The organism is Cupriavidus sp. 01L46 (assembly GCF_056399905.1).
Window position 1 is genome coordinate 1 of the sequence record NZ_JBFTSF010000028.1, and the last position, 16603, is coordinate 16603.

Annotated in this window: 16 protein-coding genes; 8 read left to right on the top strand and 8 right to left on the bottom strand. The window is 64.8% G+C overall.

Annotated features, from left to right (window positions below):
* From AC1DS3_RS07510 to AC1DS3_RS07530, 5 genes are all read left to right on the top strand, one after another.
* Positions 1-191: hypothetical protein (locus AC1DS3_RS07510; protein WP_477126937.1), on the top strand; the 191-nt coding region annotated here is incomplete at its 5' end.
* Between the two features lie 564 nt (positions 192-755).
* Positions 756-1052 carry a hypothetical protein gene (locus AC1DS3_RS07515; protein ID WP_477126938.1) on the top strand — a complete coding sequence of 99 codons (297 nt, stop codon included), beginning with the start codon at positions 756-758 and terminating at the stop codon, positions 1050-1052.
* A 203-nt stretch (positions 1053-1255) separates the two neighbouring features.
* Entirely contained in the window at positions 1256-4138 is a 2883-nt protein-coding gene (locus tag AC1DS3_RS07520; protein WP_477126939.1) for a M16 family metallopeptidase, read from the top strand.
* A gap of 147 nt (positions 4139-4285) precedes the next feature.
* On the top strand, positions 4286-4669 hold the full coding sequence (locus AC1DS3_RS07525; RefSeq protein ID WP_006159736.1) for a hypothetical protein: 384 nt from the start codon (positions 4286-4288) through the stop codon (positions 4667-4669).
* A gap of 332 nt (positions 4670-5001) precedes the next feature.
* A complete protein-coding gene (locus AC1DS3_RS07530; protein WP_441632772.1) occupies positions 5002-6312 on the top strand; it encodes an MFS family transporter in 1311 nt (436 codons plus the stop codon).
* A 12-nt stretch (positions 6313-6324) separates the two neighbouring features.
* Here AC1DS3_RS07530 and AC1DS3_RS07535 read toward each other — a convergent pair whose 3' ends face one another.
* The 4 genes from AC1DS3_RS07535 to AC1DS3_RS07550 all read right to left on the bottom strand — a co-directional run bounded on the left by AC1DS3_RS07535 (position 6325) and on the right by AC1DS3_RS07550 (position 9509).
* Positions 6325-7182 carry a hypothetical protein gene (locus AC1DS3_RS07535; RefSeq protein WP_441632770.1) on the bottom strand — a complete coding sequence of 286 codons (858 nt, stop codon included), beginning with the start codon at positions 7180-7182 and terminating at the stop codon, positions 6325-6327.
* Between the two features lie 148 nt (positions 7183-7330).
* Positions 7331-8488, bottom strand: a complete 1158-nt coding sequence (locus tag AC1DS3_RS07540) for an acyl-CoA dehydrogenase family protein (RefSeq protein WP_150986502.1) — start codon at positions 8486-8488, stop codon at positions 7331-7333.
* A 161-nt stretch (positions 8489-8649) separates the two neighbouring features.
* Entirely contained in the window at positions 8650-9048 is a 399-nt protein-coding gene (locus AC1DS3_RS07545; RefSeq protein ID WP_441632768.1) for a lysozyme inhibitor LprI family protein, read from the bottom strand.
* Between the two features lie 140 nt (positions 9049-9188).
* Positions 9189-9509, bottom strand: coding sequence for an H-NS histone family protein (locus tag AC1DS3_RS07550; RefSeq protein ID WP_441632766.1), 321 nt, complete (start codon positions 9507-9509; stop codon positions 9189-9191).
* A 138-nt stretch (positions 9510-9647) separates the two neighbouring features.
* Here AC1DS3_RS07550 and AC1DS3_RS07555 point away from each other — a divergent pair, with 138 nt between their 5' ends.
* From AC1DS3_RS07555 to AC1DS3_RS07565, 3 genes are all read left to right on the top strand, one after another.
* The gene (locus AC1DS3_RS07555) at positions 9648-10118 is read left to right on the top strand and encodes a hypothetical protein (protein ID WP_441632764.1); all 471 of its coding nucleotides are present in this window, start codon (positions 9648-9650) and stop codon (positions 10116-10118) included.
* Between the two features lie 749 nt (positions 10119-10867).
* Complete coding sequence (locus AC1DS3_RS07560; protein ID WP_441632762.1) at positions 10868-11818, top strand: LysR family transcriptional regulator; 951 nt, start codon at positions 10868-10870, stop codon at positions 11816-11818.
* Positions 11819-11920: 102 nt separating this feature from the next.
* The gene (locus AC1DS3_RS07565; RefSeq protein WP_441632760.1) at positions 11921-12394 is read left to right on the top strand and encodes an aminoacyl-tRNA deacylase; all 474 of its coding nucleotides are present in this window, start codon (positions 11921-11923) and stop codon (positions 12392-12394) included.
* A gap of 199 nt (positions 12395-12593) precedes the next feature.
* Here the strand turns inward: AC1DS3_RS07565 and AC1DS3_RS07570 are convergent, their stop codons facing one another.
* From AC1DS3_RS07570 to AC1DS3_RS07585, 4 genes are all read right to left on the bottom strand, one after another.
* Complete coding sequence (locus tag AC1DS3_RS07570) at positions 12594-13595, bottom strand: Bug family tripartite tricarboxylate transporter substrate binding protein (RefSeq protein WP_477126940.1); 1002 nt, start codon at positions 13593-13595, stop codon at positions 12594-12596.
* Between the two features lie 287 nt (positions 13596-13882).
* Positions 13883-15136 carry a Zn-dependent hydrolase gene (locus tag AC1DS3_RS07575; RefSeq protein WP_441632757.1) on the bottom strand — a complete coding sequence of 418 codons (1254 nt, stop codon included), beginning with the start codon at positions 15134-15136 and terminating at the stop codon, positions 13883-13885.
* A gap of 55 nt (positions 15137-15191) precedes the next feature.
* On the bottom strand, positions 15192-16265 hold the full coding sequence (locus AC1DS3_RS07580; protein ID WP_441632755.1) for a histone deacetylase family protein: 1074 nt from the start codon (positions 16263-16265) through the stop codon (positions 15192-15194).
* A gap of 18 nt (positions 16266-16283) precedes the next feature.
* On the bottom strand, positions 16284-16601 hold the full coding sequence (locus tag AC1DS3_RS07585; RefSeq protein WP_441632753.1) for a cupin domain-containing protein: 318 nt from the start codon (positions 16599-16601) through the stop codon (positions 16284-16286).
* Positions 16602-16603: the final 2 nt, after the last annotated feature.

Sequence of the window (16603 nt, forward strand, 5' to 3'; positions counted from 1 at the left end):
AGCGCGCTTCGTACCTGCTCCAACTGGCCGGCGGTGAGCTTGGTCACCGACTCCAGAGCGCGCTTCGTACCTGCTCCAACTGGCCGGCGGTGAGCTTGGTCACCGACTCCAGGAATCTCTTGAACTGGCGGGCGTTCATCGACTGCTCTCGTCATATCAACGACCAAAGTCTAGCAGCTATCCACGCTTAACCTGAACAGCGCCAATCGGACAAGTACGAATTTCGGCTAGAACCGGCTATAAAAATTGTTACCGTCGAGTTGGTCTTGTGCGCAAATTCGCCCCCCATTTGCGCGTAATTCCTCATCGGAATCAATGAGACAAATCTCAATCTGCGATGGATATTTCTTGAATGGTGTAGTGGATGTGACTTTTTGTTGCGGCTGGGTTAGGCTGCATTGCGCGACGCTATACTTCGCTCGTCGCTGCAACCACAGCGGCCGGGTTTAGCAGCCCGGATGACAGAGGCGGACAGCCGCCACCAGGCGGCGTTTTTGCGTCCGTCGTGCCTCTGCACGTCCTTATGGGCGGGCCTAGGCGGGGGAGCCTTCGGGCTCGCCGGTTCTCTGTCCCGGTCTGCTAACCCCGCCTTGCGCCCGCCCACCCCGATTAGCAGCGTGGAGCGGTGTCAAAGTACGCCGACAGAGGAGGCACCTCCATGCCCCAGTCTTCATTCGCCCATTCCGGGCAAATCGCATCCCCCAAGCTCCCCATCATCTGCCAGCGCGTGCGCGCACCCCAATGGAGGATGCTCGATGTATAACTACCCGCGCTACAACATCACCGCSCAACGCACAGGCCGCGATACCTTCCTGACCGCGCATGCTCCATCCGAAAGCCCRCTAAGCCTYGCTGCCGAAAACACCGCGCAGCTCAATGCGTTGTTGTCGGTTGCCRTCGAGAACGCGGCGGGCGGCACCTTCTGCAACCTTGGTGAAGAGACCCAGGCCCATCTGCTTTCGCTGGTGGCCGTGCTTGCGCACGAGACGCTGGTGTTGAGCGAACTGGCCGCCGCGATGGATGAGCCGGAGGGCGAGAGTGGCGATGGATGATGCAAGTGGGCTGCCACAGCTTGAAGGGTGCGGAAAATTCCCAAATTCACTGTGCACCGGTTGAAAAGCGCAGCAACATGCCGCTACGGGCCCGGCAACAGCTAGAATCGGCTACCGGGCCAGCCTTACCGCTGCCTTGCCGCGCCCCGCAGAATCGCTCAGATCTCCGCGACAAGGGAGCTAATCCAGACTTCGAATTTCGCATGCGTCTCATCATCAAGCGCCTTTCCTTCCTGCTAGCCCTGGCTTTCAGCGTATCCGCAAGCGCCGCGCCCGGCGTGGCCCAGGCGCCGGCGCCCGCCGCCGCGAGGCTGCCCGGCGCGGCGCCGGCGGAAGTCGTCAGTGTGGAGGGCATTACCGAGTACCGGCTGCCCAACGGCCTGCGCGTGCTGCTTGCGCCCGATGCTGCGCAGCCCGTCACCACCGTCAACATGACCTACCTGGTCGGCAGCCGCCATGAGAACTATGGCGAGACCGGCATGGCGCACTTGCTCGAGCATCTGCTGTTCAAGGGCACGCCGGCACTGCCGGGCAACACCATTGCGCAGGAGCTCACGCGCCGCGGCATGCAGTTCAACGGCACCACCGCTTTCGACCGCACCAACTACTACGAGAGCTTCACGGCCAGCGAGGAAAATCTCGACTGGGCGTTGAAGATGGAAGCGGACCGCATGGTCAACAGCTTTATCGCCCGTGAGGCGCTCGACAGCGAGATGACGGTGGTGCGCAACGAGATGGAGCGCGCCGAGAACAATCCCGGTGGCATGCTGATGCAGCAGATGCGCTCGGCCGCCTACCGCTGGCACAACTACGGCAAGGCGCCGATCGGCGCGCGCAGCGATGTGGAGCACGTCGCCATCGGCAACCTGCAGGACTTCTACCGCCGCTATTACCAGCCCGATAACGCGGTGCTGGTGGTGGCGGGCAAGTTCGACGCGGCCGCCACGCTCGCTCGCATCGGCAAATACTTCGGTGCGATCCCCCGGCCCACGCGTGCGCTGCCGGTCCAGTACACCGTGGAGCCGCCGCAGGAGGGCGCGCGCGAGGTCACGCTGCGCCGTGTCGGCGACTCGCAACTGGTCGCGGTGCAGTATCACATCACGCCGGGCGCGCATCCGGATACGGTGGCCCTGCAGCTGCTCGCCGATATCCTGACCGATGGCTCGGGCGGCCGCCTGTACAAGGCGCTGGTCGAGAGCGGCAAAGCCAGTTGGCAGTCTGGCTCGGTATCGGGCATGAAGGATCCCGGCTCGGTGCTGTTCGCCGCCGGGCTGAGCAAGACGCAGGATCTCGAAGCCGCGCGCCAGGTGCTGGTGGCGCAGGTGGAGGGCTTTGCCGCCCGGCCAGTGACGCAGGTGGAACTGGACCGCGCCCGCACGCGCCTGCTCAACAGCTACGAGCGCCTGCTGGAGAATCCTTCCGGCTACGCCATCGCCTTGTCCGAGGCCATCGCCAAGGGTGACTGGCGCCTGCTGCTGGTGGCACGCCAGCAGGCCGAGCGCGTCACGCTGGCGGACCTGCAACGGGTCGCGCAGAACTACCTGCGCGCCAGCAACCGCACGCTCGGCCGCTTCATTCCCATCGACATGCCCGGCGACACGCCGGCCGAGACGCTGGCCCGGGCCACCATGCCCGCGGCGCCGGACGTCGCCGCGCTGGTGGCGGCCTACCAGGGCAAGCCGCCCAAGGCCGCGGTGGCAGCCTTTGATCCCAGCCCGGACAATATCGAGGCGCACACGCTGCGCGGCATGCTGGCCAACGGCATGCAGTTCGCCCTGCTGCCCAAGCCCAGCCGCGGGCAGACCGTCAACGGCACGCTGATCCTGCGCATGGGCGACGTCACCAGCCTGCAAGGCCAGGACGCCGTGGGCAGCCTCACCGCCGCCATGCTGATGCGCGGCACCGTCCGCCTTGAGCGGCAGCAAATCGCCGACCGCCTGTCCGCGCTCAAGGCCGTGGTGTCGGTCCAGGGCGATGCCGAGGCGGTCACTGTGCGCTTTGAAGCGCGCCGCGAAACGCTGGCCGACACGCTCGCGCTGCTGCGCGACATCCTGCGCGAGCCCAGCCTGCCCGCCGCAGAGTTCGAGACGCTGCGCGCCAACGCCATCGCCGGCATCGAGAGCGGCCTGGGCCAGCCCGAGGCGATCGCGTCGAATGTGCTCGGCCGTTACGGCAATCCCTACCCATCGGGGGATCCGCGCTATGTCGGCACCCCGCAGGAGGACATCGCGGCGCTGCGGCAAGTGCAACTGGCCGACCTGCGCGCCTTCCACACACGCTTCTACGGCGCGAGCCACGGCCAGGCCGCGCTGGTCGGCGACTTCGACCGCCAGGCGGTGCAGGCGCAACTGGCCACGCTGTTCGGCGACTGGCAAGCCCAGGTGCCCTATGCCCGCATCGAACGCCCCTTTGTGCCGCTGGCACCGGCCCGCCTGGCCCGCCAGACACCGGACAAGGCCAATGCCATCTACCTGGCCGCGCTGCCGGTCGCGCTGACCAGCGACGCACCGGAATATCCGGCCCTGGTGATCGCCAATCGCGTGTTCGGCGGAAGCGCGCTCAAGAGCCGGCTGGCGGATCGCCTGCGCCAACACGACGGCATCAGTTACAGTGTCGGCAGTTTCGTTCAGGTGGGCGCGCTCGACACCAACGGGCGCTTCGGCATGCAAGCGCTTTATGCGCCGCAGAACCTGGGCAAGCTAAAGCGTGGCGTGGAAGAAGAACTGTCGCGGCTGGCAGCCGCCGGCATCACGCCGGAGGAGCTGGCACAAGCCAGGAGTGGGCTGCTGCAGCAAGGCACGCTGGCCCGCACCAGCGATTCCACGTTGGCCGGCACGCTTGCCAGCCAGCTATTTCTGGGACGCACGATGCGCTTTGTCACGGAATACGAGCAAGGTATCGCCACGGCGTCCGTCGAACAGGTCAACGCGGCCATCCGCAAGCACCTGGATCCGGCGCGGGTGGTGCATGTGTATGCGGGAGATTTTTCTGTCACGGCAGCGCAAGATGYCGGGGCGACGATAACAACGATAAAGGCGACGATAAAGGCGGGCAGGCAGGCAAACGATGCCGTGGCCGTCCCCTAAAGGGCAATACTGGAGGAAAATAGTGGCGGCGCAGGGCGGTGCAAGACGCCGCTGGCGCAGTAGTCCCATCGGCTTGGGGGCAACCCCTTGCCGCAATGACGCGTTGACTGTATATTCGTACAGTATAAGACGATATAAGAGGTGTGGATGTCAATAGTGCGAGCTAGCAGCAAAGCAGAAGCGCTTCGGCTTCTCGCATCGAAAGATGTGCTGGCGCTTGAGCTGGACTATGAAACCGGATGGCAGGACGCCGTCGAACTCGGCCGGCTCGGAGAGAAACGCGGCATCAAAGTGCAATACCGCGGACAGGAGAGCATTGCTGTCCATTCGCGCGAAGCCCTGATCGAAGGGCTGGCTAAGACCAAGACCACCTTCAGGCAGCGCAATCTGTATTGCCAGTTTGATCTCGGCACGCTTGCCGACCATGAACTGCTCGATCTCGAAGCCAAGGCGACCCGACTGGGCGACTACATCCTGGCAGGCCATCTGTTAAGGGATGTGGACGGAGTCTGGCCGCAAGAAGCGCAGTAACGCAGACAAAACGTGGCAATACCCAGCAAGACACAGTAATAGGCGTTATTCACGTCAAACGCAGCGGACCTGGCCAATCGCCTCGCCGCTGCCGCGACCCACGGCGCCAGCCCTGCCGCGCGATGCGGCCAGACGCGTTTTTCGGCCGGCACCCGCCGGTACGGGCAGCGAACCTCCTCGCCAGCCATTCCCTTCCGCCCCCCCCAAGTAGTGCAAGGCAGGTCACCCTGTGCCGTCATCACGGCGCAACCGCACTACACTGGAATCCTGCGTGCCGATCTCGCACCACGGCCTGTTAGCGTGGGCGACATGCCGAAAGGAAGAGACAAACCATGACCGACCTGTCCGCCCCCCTTGTCGATGCGCCGCCGAGCGCCGAGGAAAAGCGCAAGCGCATCTACGCGATCGTGGCCGCGTCTTCCGGCAATCTCGTCGAGTGGTTCGACTTTTACGTCTACGCGTTCTGCGCCATTTACTTCGCGGGGTCCTTCTTCCCCAAATCCGATCCCACTGCGCAATTGCTGAACACCGCCGGCGTATTTGCCGCGGGCTTCCTGATGCGGCCGATTGGCGGGTGGCTGTTCGGGCGGCTTGCCGACCGGCATGGCCGCAAGAATTCGCTGCTGATCTCGGTGACGATGATGTGCTGCGGCTCGCTGCTGATCGCCAGCCTGCCTACCTACAACAGCATTGGCGCCTGGGCGCCGGCGCTGCTGCTGGTCGCGCGGCTGCTGCAGGGACTGTCCGTCGGCGGCGAATACGGCACCACCGCCACCTATATGAGCGAGGTGGCGCTCAAGGGCCAGCGGGGATTTTTCTCCTCGTTCCAGTATGTCACGCTGATCGGCGGCCAGTTGCTGGCAGTGCTCGTGGTGGTGGTGCTGCAGCAGTTCCTCGACGAGGCTGAGCTCAAAGCGTGGGGCTGGCGCATCCCGTTCGTGATCGGCGCCGTCACGGCGGTCGTGGCGCTGTTCCTGCGCCGCACCCTGCATGAAACGACCTCCGCCGCCACCCGGGCGAGCAAGGAGGCCGGCACGCTGACGGAGCTGTTCCGCAACCACAAGGCAGCCTTCTTCACCGTGCTTGGCTACACCGCGGGCGGCTCGCTGATCTTTTATACCTTCACCACGTATATGCAGAAGTACCTGGTCAACTCGGCCGGCATGTCGATCAAGACAGCCAGCTACGTGATGACTGGCTGCCTGTTCCTCTACATGTGCATGCAGCCGTTCTTTGGCGCGCTGTCGGACCGCATCGGGCGGCGCAACAATATGCTGCTGTTCGGCGCGCTCGGCGCGCTGGGCACGGTTCCGATCCTGACGACGCTCGGGAGCGTGAAGAGCCCCTTTGTCGCCTTCGTGCTGATCTCCCTGGCGCTGGCCATCGTGAGCCTCTACACCTCCATCAGCGGCATCGTGAAGGCCGAGATGTTCCCGACCGAGATCCGGGCGCTGGGGGTGGGGCTGGCCTATGCCGTGGCCAATGCGATCTTTGGCGGCTCGGCCGAATATGTCGCGCTGGACCTGAAATCGCTGGGCCACGAATCCAGCTTCTACTGGTACGTGACGGCTATGATGGTGATCGTGTTCCTGGTCAGCTTCCGGCTGCCGCGGCAGGCCAAGTACCTGCACCACGAGCACTGACGCGCCAACGCGTCAGATGGGAAAGGCAGCGCGCTGGCGCGCGGCCGCCCGGCTTGCCACGTGCCTGGGGCCCACGGCCAGCTCGATGCCCACGCCGTCGCCAAGCAACAGTGCTTGCGACGCCGTGCGCACGCCCGCGCCACCGCCGAGGTCATCGGCCCGCAGCCCGAACGCCGTCTCGCTCGCCCACATGCCCAACACAGCGCCATCGCGCTTGAGCGTCAGCACGGCCTTGTGCGAGGTATAGGACAGCCAGCGCCGCGCCACGTGATGCACCGGCAGGCAGAGGCGCTCGGCCAGCGCGTCCAGCACGTCGAGGTCCACCGCGCCGGGCAAGGCCAGGCGGCAGGCATTGAGCGGCATCAGCAGCCGGCTGGCAAGGGCATAGGCGAGCCCGCCGGCCGATTCGTCGTCCGGCATGGCCATCAGCTCGGCATTGGTGCATTCCACGTAGTCCAGCTCGCTGCCACCCAGAAGCTGGCGGCCTAGCAGGTACGCAATCATGAAGCGCACATCCGGCGCTGCCAGGCTATCGCTATAGAGAATGGTCCAGGCGCCCGTGCCGGTGCGATACAGCGCGCCATCGAAGCTTTGCAGGCGGGTTGGCTGGACCGAGGAAACCGGATCGTCGCGGCCCAGCGCGCTGGCGGCATCGAGCGCCAGGCGGATGCAGTCCAGCGGCGTGTAGGCGGGCCGCGCGGCGCGGGCCATCAGCGCTTCGATGATCGGGTAGCAAGGAGCGGTGCTATCCGGGCCCGCGTGGTCGTTGCCGGGCGCCGCTTGCGAGGGTGCGGCGTCGAGGCGGCAAGGGGCACGCATGGACGGAAAACCGGCGTAGCGAACGGGAACCTTGAGAGCGGCAATAGCCATCGGGGCAGCCTCCGTTGAGACAACAGGACATTGCGTTGCGCGCGTCCATTGGCCGGGCCGATGCACGCTGCCCACAAGTGGCACTAATGCGGCACGGGCCCTCTCGCGGAGCCCGCCGGCCGTGCCGGCAGGCATCCGCGCCCTCCGATCAGTCGCGCAGCAGCTGCTTGGCGATGATCAGCTGCTGGATCTGCGTGGTGCCTTCATACAGGCGCAGCAGGCGCACGTCGCGATAGAAACGCTCTGCCTTGTACTCAGCGATATAACCGGCGCCGCCATGGATCTGCACGGCGCGGTCGGCCACGCGGCCCACCATCTCGGTGCAGAACATCTTGGTGCAGGAGGCCAGCATGCTGACTTCCGGATCGCTCTTGCCCGGCGTCTTGGCGTCGTAGCGCTGGGCGCAATCGCGCACCATCGACAAGCCGGCGTACAGTTCGGCCTGGCTATCGGCCAGCATGGCCTGGATCAGCTGGAAATCGCCGATCGGCTGGCCGAACTGCTTGCGCTCCTTGGCATAGGCCACGGCATCGGTAATCAGGCGGTGCGCCATGCCGCAGGCCAGCGCCGAGATGTGCAGGCGACCGCGGTCGAGCACCTTCATGGCAGTCTTGAAGCCAACGCCGGGCACGCCGCCGATGATGTTGGCCGCCGGCACGCGCACGTTTTCCAGCACCACGTCGCAGGTCTTGGTGCCGCGCTGGCCCATCTTCTTGTCCGGCTTGCCAAGCGAAATGCCCGGGGTGTTGGCCGGCACGATGAACGAGGAGATGCCCGAAGCGCCGGCACCGCCGGTGCGCGCCATCAGCGTGAAGGCGCCCGCGCGCGGTGCGTTGGTGATGAAGCGCTTGGTGCCGTTGATGATGTAGTGATCGCCGTCGAGCTCGGCCTTGGTCTGCAGCGAAGCCGCATCGGAGCCGGCATTGGGCTCGGTCAGCGCGAACGAGATCACCAGTTCGCCGCTGGCGATCTTCGGCAGGTATTCCTGCTTTTGCGCCTCGGTGCCGTCCATCAGGATGCCCTGCGAGCCGATGCCGACATTGGTGCCGAAGACCGAGCGGAAGGCAAAGGCTGTGTGGCCAAGGTCGTACACCACGTCGCATTCCTGCGACATCGACAGGCCGATGCCACCGTAGTTCTCAGGGATGGAAATCCCGAACAGGCCCATCTCCTTCATGTCGGCAACGATGTCCGCCGGCACATCGTCGGTTTCCTCGAGCGTGTCTTCCGCCGGCTTCAGGCGTTCGTCGATGAAACGCTGCACCGACGCGCGCAGCAGCGAAAAGGATTCTGCATCCAGGCTCATGGGGATCTCCGGTCAAACCAAGCAACGATGTGCCCGACATGGTACGCCGTCACCTGGTTTTGACAATCCCACATGTTTTTAACAGAATGGATAATTCTTTTTGACAATCTGGATAAGAGCACAAAAAGGCATATTCCTGGGTGCCGCTGGCCTCCTGCCGGCTAGCGCCCTGCCGCTTCGGCGGCGAAATCGCTAAGCTCCCGCGCCCGGTCCGCCGTCATCTGCATCAAGCAGGCGGAGGCGTTGACACCGGCGATCGTGCCGCCATCGGGATCGGCCTGGAAGCTGCAATTGGCGTCCCGGAACTTCAGCCAAGCGCGCTGGGCGTCGAGCAATTTTGCTTTCCTGGCGGGCGACAATGCCTGTTGAAGGCTTTTATAAGCGGCATTCAGCGATTTATCCTGCCGCGCCGTCTCCGCCGCGATGCAGTCGTGCATGCCGGCGGTAGTGACATCCGGACGATCCATGCAGGCCCCGTATTGCTTTGACAACAATTTCTCATCCGCCTGCGCGGCAAAAGACGAGCAAAGCAGCAACGCGGAAAGCAGCGCTTTTTTCATATCGGGGCTGGGGGGGGAATTTGGTGAGGGGCGCCATTGGCCTGGCGCAAGGCTCGGCCAATGGCTTACCGCAGTGCCCGCAAAGGGGAAGCTAGCGCCGGCGGGGCCGGCGCCACTGCGTCAATGAGACAGCAATGCGATCAGGCTTCGGCGATCAGGAAGCGGGCACGGTTCTTACCCAGCCAACCCGGTGCGCGGCCACGGCCGGTCCAGGTGGCGCCAGTCTTGGGATCGCGATACTTCGCGGGCAGGCTGGACTTGGGCTTGGCCGCGGCGCCATTCGCGCTGGCAGCCGGGCGGCCCCGGCGGCGCTTCGGGGCGATGTCGTCGGCCGTCAGCTCATATTCCGCCATCAGGCCCTGGATCTGCGCAATAACGCCCGCCACTTCGCTGGCACGCATCTCGGCCAGCTTTGCTTCGAGCGCTTCCTTCTCTGCAATCAGCTGCTTGTAAGTTGCCATTTTGATTCTCCTGGAGCGGTGTTAATTCAATGATAGGGGAAAATTTGCTGGCATAGCCTACCACGTTTGATTAAAGAAAATCCAATCGCGTAAGAAGTTGATACAACCKACCAAATTTGCACAAGAATTGAAAACGCCGTGGACACGCCCAATGCGGGTGCGATTGGACGCCAGAGCGTCCGCATTCCGGATCGCAATGCGGGTTCAGGTATTACCCTATATGCCGGTTTTCTCTGCCATGCCACATCGACGCCATTGGATCCCCCCATTGGTATGCGCCCTAACGGCGCATTCACCCGGCAGTGCGATGACGCAATAGAACCACGTCCCGAAAGGTTCCTGAAAGGACATCACCCCGCATGCATGGAAGCCGCAATTCCCGTTCTGCCACGAAAAATGTACAGACAATGTGATAAAAAAGCCTGTCAGAGCGCGCCCGGCTTTCCCGTAGCTGCCCCCGAACCAGATAAACGCATAGGCCGAAAGCTAAGCAATATCCACTTTTTGGCGCAAGCTCGCATGCATCCACGCCTAGACTCGATCCTGACCTTGATGCCTGGCATTCAAGCCCCATCCATCATTCAAAAACAGGAAATGGCAATCCGCTAGCGCGATGCAAGCCCCGGCGGACCGGCTCCGGCACGGCGTTTGATACGCTGCATTCGCGCTTGCGGAATCAAGTGTTAACTGTTCACTGTCATTCCAATAGGCGCCGGACCGCATTGCACGGAAAGACCGTATGGATTTCTCCTTTCCCGACGGACCGGGCCGGTGATACCGTGCAAAGCGCGCCATTCCAAAGAGAGCTGGCGACGCCAATATCGGGGGAAACGCTATGTCGCACAGTCCGGAGGCAATGGCTGAGACGCCGATAGCACCGCGCGAGTTCCGCCGCTTCGGCGGCGGATTTCAGCGATCTCGATGTGCTTGCCGGCGGCCCGGTGGTGCGCCAGGTCGTTGGCGGCCACCGATGTGAGCGCCGCGCACGCGGGCTATGCGCCCACGCGCCGCGCCTTGCTGGCGGCAGGCATCGCGCTTTACGCGCTGAACCGTAGTGGCAATCCGCTTGCCCCGGACTGGATAAAGCCGCTCTTACGAAAATCATCATCTCGACATAAGGGGGCATAAGAGGACATCAGGGGCATACGGGGACGTAAGTAGAATGCCTCGGTGCGATCCTTTGCGCATTGACCTTTGACGCAAACCCGTTGTCTTGGCTTGTCCGTCTTTAGATGGCGTGCCCACCAGGAACGGCCAGCATTGCTGGTTCACGCAATGGACGCGCGGCGGCTTGATAAACTGTTCGCCATGCCCGTCAACCCCAGCACGCTTTCACCCGGACAAGACCAAGCCACCAAATGGACCTGAACGCCTTACGCCTGTTCGTGGACATCGTCGACGCCGGCAACCTCTCGGCTGCCGCCCGCAAGCTCAAGATGACCCGCGCCAATGTGAGCTACCACCTGAAGGCGCTGGAAGAAGCGCTGGGCGTGCAGCTGCTGCGCCGGACCACCCGGCACGTCGAGCCCACGCCGGTGGGCGCCGGCCTCTACGAGCACGGGCGCAACATCCTCGGTGAAGTGGCGGCGGCCAACGCGCTGATCAACAGCATGGGCAAGAGCCTGCAAGGCCATGTGCGCTTGTCGGTGCCTACCGGGCTGGGGCACTCGATGCTCTCGCCGCTGCTGGTGAAGTTCAAGCACCGTTACCCCGACATCACCCTCGATGTGGTGTTCGACAACCGCATCCACAACCTGGTGTCCGAAGACGTGGAGGTGGCGCTGCGCATCATCTCCACGCCGCCGGACTCGGTGGTGGCGACCGAGATCGGCGCGGTCGAGTGGGTGGTGTGCGGGTCTCCCGGCTACCTGGCCACGCAGCCGCCCCTGCGCGACCTGGCCGATCTCAAGGACCACGCCATCGTCTGCGCCTCGCCCATCGGCCAGAAGCTCAAGGCCTTCGGCACGCGCGGCACGGGCAGCGACGCCGTGCGCGAGCAAGTGGCGCTGGAACCCACGCTGAGCTCGGAGAATTTCGCCTTCCTGAAGGACGGCGTGCTGGGCGACCTGGGCCTGGGCATCTTCCCGCTCTATGCCATCGGCGCGGAACTCGACGCTGGCACCCTGCTGCCCGTGCTGGCGGATTACCACATCAGCGTGTTCGGCAGCCGCCTCTATATGCTGACCATGCCCAACCGCTACCAGACCATGGCCACGCGCTACCTGCTGAACTTCCTCAAGACCGAGCTGCAGGCCCTGTGGCCACAACCGCGCCGGGTACCCCCCATGGATGCGCACGACGAGGCATGACGCGCTACGCATGGCACCCCGGCGCCAGGGGCACCGTCTATAGTAGGAAGCGCAAGGGTCCGTCGCGGCCCTGAGCGCAACGTACAGCGAAGGAGACGCATCATGGCCTTGGCTACCACCCTGGCAAATTGCCTCAACAGCAGGAACAGCCGTTTCGACACCATCCGCCATCCCTACACCCTCAGCAGCATGGCCACTGCGGAGGCAGCGCACGTTCCCGGAGATCGCCTGGCCAAGACCCTGTTGCTGGAGGATGACATCGGCTACGTAGCCGCCGTGATCCCGTCCAGCCATCACCTGAACCTGGCAGCCATCTGCGCGCAATCCGGCCGCACGCTGGTGCTGGCCCACGAAGACGAGATCCGCGAAGTCTTCAAGGATTGCGACCTGGGCGCCATCCCGCCGGTAGCCATGGCCTACGGCATGCACACCTACCTCGACGAAGCCCTGCTGGCCCAGCCCGAAGTGTTCTTCGAAGCTGGCGATCACCAGCAACTCGTGCACATGAGCAGCGAACAGTTCGCGGACCTGATGGTCGGCGCCGAACACGGGCGCTTTTCACGCCACATGATGTAGCGGGCCGAAGCCGCCGGACGGGCCAAATCCGCTCGCCATCAGCTAGGAGCCACTTTGAAGCGAAGCCCGTGGTGTTGTCCAGCACGCAGGCGCCGCGTGGGAAAGGAGAGCACAACAACGCAGATCCGGCTTTGTCGGCGAATTGAAGCACCCGGTTCGCCGGGTGCTTTCTTGCCTTGCGCTGGCTGCCCCACTGGCCTTACTGCAGGCTGATCCCCGACTGCTTCACCAGCTTCTCCGTGCGCGGGATTTCCGCGCCTACCATGGCGTTGAAATCGGCCACCGAACCGCCGCGCGGTTCCGCGCCGGTTGCGGCGAGCTTCTCGCGAAACCCCTGGTCCTTGAGCAGTTTGTTGATCGAGACATTCAACTTGGCCACCACCTCGGCCGGCGTGCCTTTCGGCGCGACAATCCCGTACCAGGGCGCAATATCGAAGCCCGGATAGCCCTGCTCGGCAATCGTGGGAATATCCGGCGCCATCGGCGAGCGCCTGGCATTGGAAACACCCAGCGCGMGCAGCTTGCCCGCCTTCACATACGGCAAGCCCGTCATGATGGTGTCGAAGTACATCGACACCTGCCCGGACAGCAAAGCGGGAATCGCTTCGCCCGCGCCTTTGTACGGCACATGGACGATATCGATGCCGGCCAGCGCCTTGAGCATCTCGCCTGCCATATGCGACGTGGTGCCCGCGCCAAACGACGCATAGGTCAGCTTGCCTGGATTGGCCTTGGCGTAAGCGATCATTTCCGGCAGCGTCTTGAAGGGCAGGCCAGGGCTGGCCAGCAGGATGTTCGGCGTGATGGCCACCACCGCGACCTTCTCGAAGGCGTCTGGATCGTAGCTGAGCTTCTTGTAGAGGAAGCGGTTGGTCACCATGGAAGCGGGTCCCGACATCAGCAAGGTGTAGCCGTCTCCAGGCGCGCGCGCGGCTGCCTCGCTGCCGATCATGGCCGCGGCGCCTGGCCGGTTTTCCACGACGAAGGTCTGGCCGTACTCGCGGCCCAGCCCGATGCCGAGCTGGCGCGTGATGAGATCGGTGGCGGAGCCGGCCTGGAACGGCACGACGATGCGCACGGGTTGGGTGGGCCAGTCGTGCGTGGCTTGCGCCGATGCAGGGGAAGCGGCAACCAGGCCGGTGGCCAGCATGGCCGCCAGCGCGATGGCGCCGGTGCGGTGTTGGAGCAAACGGAAGGACATGGGATTCCTTGCTTCTGGAAATGAAGAAGTGAAGAAGTGAACCGTCGTGGTGGCAGCGACGGGCGATGCGCTTGAATTGCAAGTGCTGTGCCATCTGGCCCGCGACGGCATCCGGGTGCGCGCGGACGCGACGGGGCAGCCCCCGCCGTTACGGTGGTGTTGGGTTGGCTAGCGCACCACGATGGTTGGCCGCGCTTCGCGCCGCGGTGCATCCTGCTTGCGCGGCGCACTGGTTTGGACTGACCCGGCGCGGCGCCAGAACCGTCGCCAATCGGGTGCTCGGGCGCTCAGCCGCTCACGCCACCAGCCTGTGCCACCATCGCGCCCAGCAGCACATTGGCGCCGGCTTCCAGGTGCTCGGGCTTGGCGTCTTCCACTTCGTTGTGGCTGATGCCGTCCTTGCAAGGGACAAAGATCATGGCGGTGGGGGCCACCGTGGCGATGTACACCGCGTCATGTCCGGCGCCGGTGACGATGTCCTGGTGTGTGTAGCCTAGCGCCGCCGCCTGCTGGCGCACGTGGCCCACCAGTTCCGGCGCGAACGGCGTGGGCGGGAAATACTGCACGTCTTCGATCCGCACGCCGAGCGGGTTGCCGGTGGTCTTGCCTTGCGCGAGCGCGTCGCAGGCCGCGCGCAGGCGGGCGTCCATCTCGGCCAGCTTGCCGGCGTCCTGGTGGCGCAGGTCCACCGTGAACTTCACCGTGCCGGGAATCACATTGCGCGAGGCCGGATGGACATCGAGCACGCCGACCGTGCCGCGCCCGTGCGGCGCGAAATCGTGCGCAATGCGCACCACCTCCTGCAGGATGAATGACGCGCCATACAGCGCATCCCGGCGCAGCGGCATCGGTGTGGGGCCGGCATGGGCCTCCATGCCGGTCACGGTCACGTCGTACCAGCGCAGGCCAAGCGAGCCGGTCACCACGCCGATCACGTTTTCGGCGTCCTCCAGCACCGGGCCCTGCTCGATATGCGCCTCGAAATACGCGCCAATCTCGCGACCGCCCACTTCGGCGCTGCCGGCGTAGCCGATGGCACGCAGTTCATCGTCCACGCGCTTGCCGTCGGTGTCGGTCGCATCGAGCGCGGTCTGCAGCGGGAAGATGCCGGCGAACACGCCCGAGCCCATCATCACCGGCACGAAGCGCGTGCCTTCCTCGTTGGTCCAGATTGCCAGTTCCAGCGGCGCCTCGGTCTGCACGCCCTGCTCGTTCAGGGTACGCATGACTTCCAGCCCGGCCAGCACGCCAAAGCAGCCGTCGAACTTGCCGCCCGTKGGCTGCGTATCGATATGACTGCCGGTCATCACGGGCGGCAGGCTGTCGTTGCGCCCCGCGCGGCGGCCGAAAATATTGCCGACCTTGTCAACCGTGACGGTAAGGCCGGCGTCGCGCATCCAGCCCGTGACCAGGTCGCGCCCCTGGCCGTCGAGCGCGGTGAGCGCCAGGCGCGCATTGCCGCCGCGCGGCGTGGCGCCGATGCGCGCCAATGCCATCAACGACTGCCACAGGCGGTCGCCATCGATCTTCAGTGTCGTCATGTCGGCTCTCCTTGTTCAAGCGAAATCGGGTAGCGCAAGAGTTGCGGCACGTGGCTCAGGCCATGGCGGGCACGAGGCCCGACAAGAAGGAATCGAGCGCCGGACCGATGGCCTCGACCTCATAGCCGCCTTCCTGCACCACCACGGTGGGCACGCCGAGCGCATTGACGCGCTCGCCAATGCCGCGATAGGCGTCCAGCCCCACGCGCAGCACGCTGATGGGATCGTGGATGTAGGTGTCGAAGCCCAGTGCCAGCACCAGTGCCTGCGGACGGTAGTCGCGCAGGGCATCGAGCGCGTTGTCGAGCGCGCCGAGGAAGCCGGCGTCCTCGGTGCCATGCGGCAACGGAAAGTTCAGGTTGTAGCCGTAGCCCGCGCCATAGCCGCGCTCAACGGCATAGCCGGTATAGAAGGGGTAGTACGCGCTCGGGTCGGCGTGCAGGGAGATCGTCATCACGTCGGAGCGCTGGTAGAAGATCTGCTGCGTGCCATCGCCATGGTGTGCGTCCACGTCGAGCACCGCCACCTTGTTGAAGCGATTGAGCAAGGTCTCTGCGGCGATGGCTGAGTTGTTGACGTAGCAAAAGCCCACCGCGCGGTCGCTGTGCGCATGGTGGCCGGACGGGCGCGACAGCGAGTAGGCGATGCCTTGCCGGTCTTGCTGCTCGCACACGTACTGCGCGGCCGCCACGGCGCTGTGCGCGGAGCGCAGGATGGAGCGCCAGCTCTGCGGCCCGAGCGGCGCGCTCAGGTCGCCGAGGTAATAGCCGGCCTGGGCAATGATGGAATCCGTCGGGCATGGCACGCGGCGCGGCTGGTCCACGCGGCCGTTGTAGTAGGGCGAAAGATTGGGCAGCACTTCGATGCCCGGCTCGAACCCGGGCCGCGCCAGCGCCATCCAGCGCTCGTACGCATAGCCAAGAAAATCCAGATACGCCGGGCTATGCACGGCCTCCAGCGGCGCGCGGCCAAAGTCGGCCGGCTCAGCCAGCGTGATGCCGCGCCCGGCCAGCGCGCGTTGCAGCGCGTGGGCCCGGGCGGGCACGTCGGTGGGTTCGCACAGGCGGCCCGCACGCATGAACTGGCGGGGCTGGTGCAGCAGTTGGTCATCCGAGAAGAAGGCGCGCATGATTTCTTTTGGTGAGACTCACGGTTTCCCGGCTGCGGGAGGCGGCGCAACTGGCTTGATCTCGATTTCCACGAACACGCAGTCGCCTTCGTGCGCGTTGATCACGTTGTGCTCGACGCCCGCGCCGCGGTAATAGGCGTGGCCCGCCACGAGCTGGCTGACGACTTCGCCGGCCGGCGTCTCCAGCCGCAGCGCGCCGGTGGTCATCGGCACCACCACGTAGTCGTAGCCGTGGCGGTGATGCCCGGTCTGCGCGCCCGGCGCAAAGCGCCACTCGGTGACGACCACGCGATCATTGTCGACCTGCACGGTGGGTACGGCCTGGGGTCTGCTCATGG

Bases quoted from the DNA above. Each gene is read 5' to 3' on its own strand.
- AC1DS3_RS07545 (WP_441632768.1), bottom strand. From the start codon at position 9,048: ATGAAAAAAGCGCTGCTTTCCGCGTTGCTGCTTTGCTCGTCTTTTGCC.
- AC1DS3_RS07525 (WP_006159736.1), top strand. From the start codon at position 4,286: ATGTCAATAGTGCGAGCTAGCAGCAAAGCAGAAGCGCTTCGGCTTCTC.
- AC1DS3_RS07535 (WP_441632770.1), bottom strand. From the start codon at position 7,182: ATGGCTATTGCCGCTCTCAAGGTTCCCGTTCGCTACGCCGGTTTTCCG.
- AC1DS3_RS07550 (WP_441632766.1), bottom strand. From the start codon at position 9,509: ATGGCAACTTACAAGCAGCTGATTGCAGAGAAGGAAGCGCTCGAAGCA.
- AC1DS3_RS07580 (WP_441632755.1), bottom strand. From the start codon at position 16,265: ATGCGCGCCTTCTTCTCGGATGACCAACTGCTGCACCAGCCCCGCCAG.
- AC1DS3_RS07540 (WP_150986502.1), bottom strand. From the start codon at position 8,488: ATGAGCCTGGATGCAGAATCCTTTTCGCTGCTGCGCGCGTCGGTGCAG.
- AC1DS3_RS07530 (WP_441632772.1), top strand. From the start codon at position 5,002: ATGACCGACCTGTCCGCCCCCCTTGTCGATGCGCCGCCGAGCGCCGAG.
- AC1DS3_RS07565 (WP_441632760.1), top strand. From the start codon at position 11,921: ATGGCCTTGGCTACCACCCTGGCAAATTGCCTCAACAGCAGGAACAGC.
- AC1DS3_RS07585 (WP_441632753.1), bottom strand. From the start codon at position 16,601: ATGAGCAGACCCCAGGCCGTACCCACCGTGCAGGTCGACAATGATCGC.
- AC1DS3_RS07560 (WP_441632762.1), top strand. From the start codon at position 10,868: ATGGACCTGAACGCCTTACGCCTGTTCGTGGACATCGTCGACGCCGGC.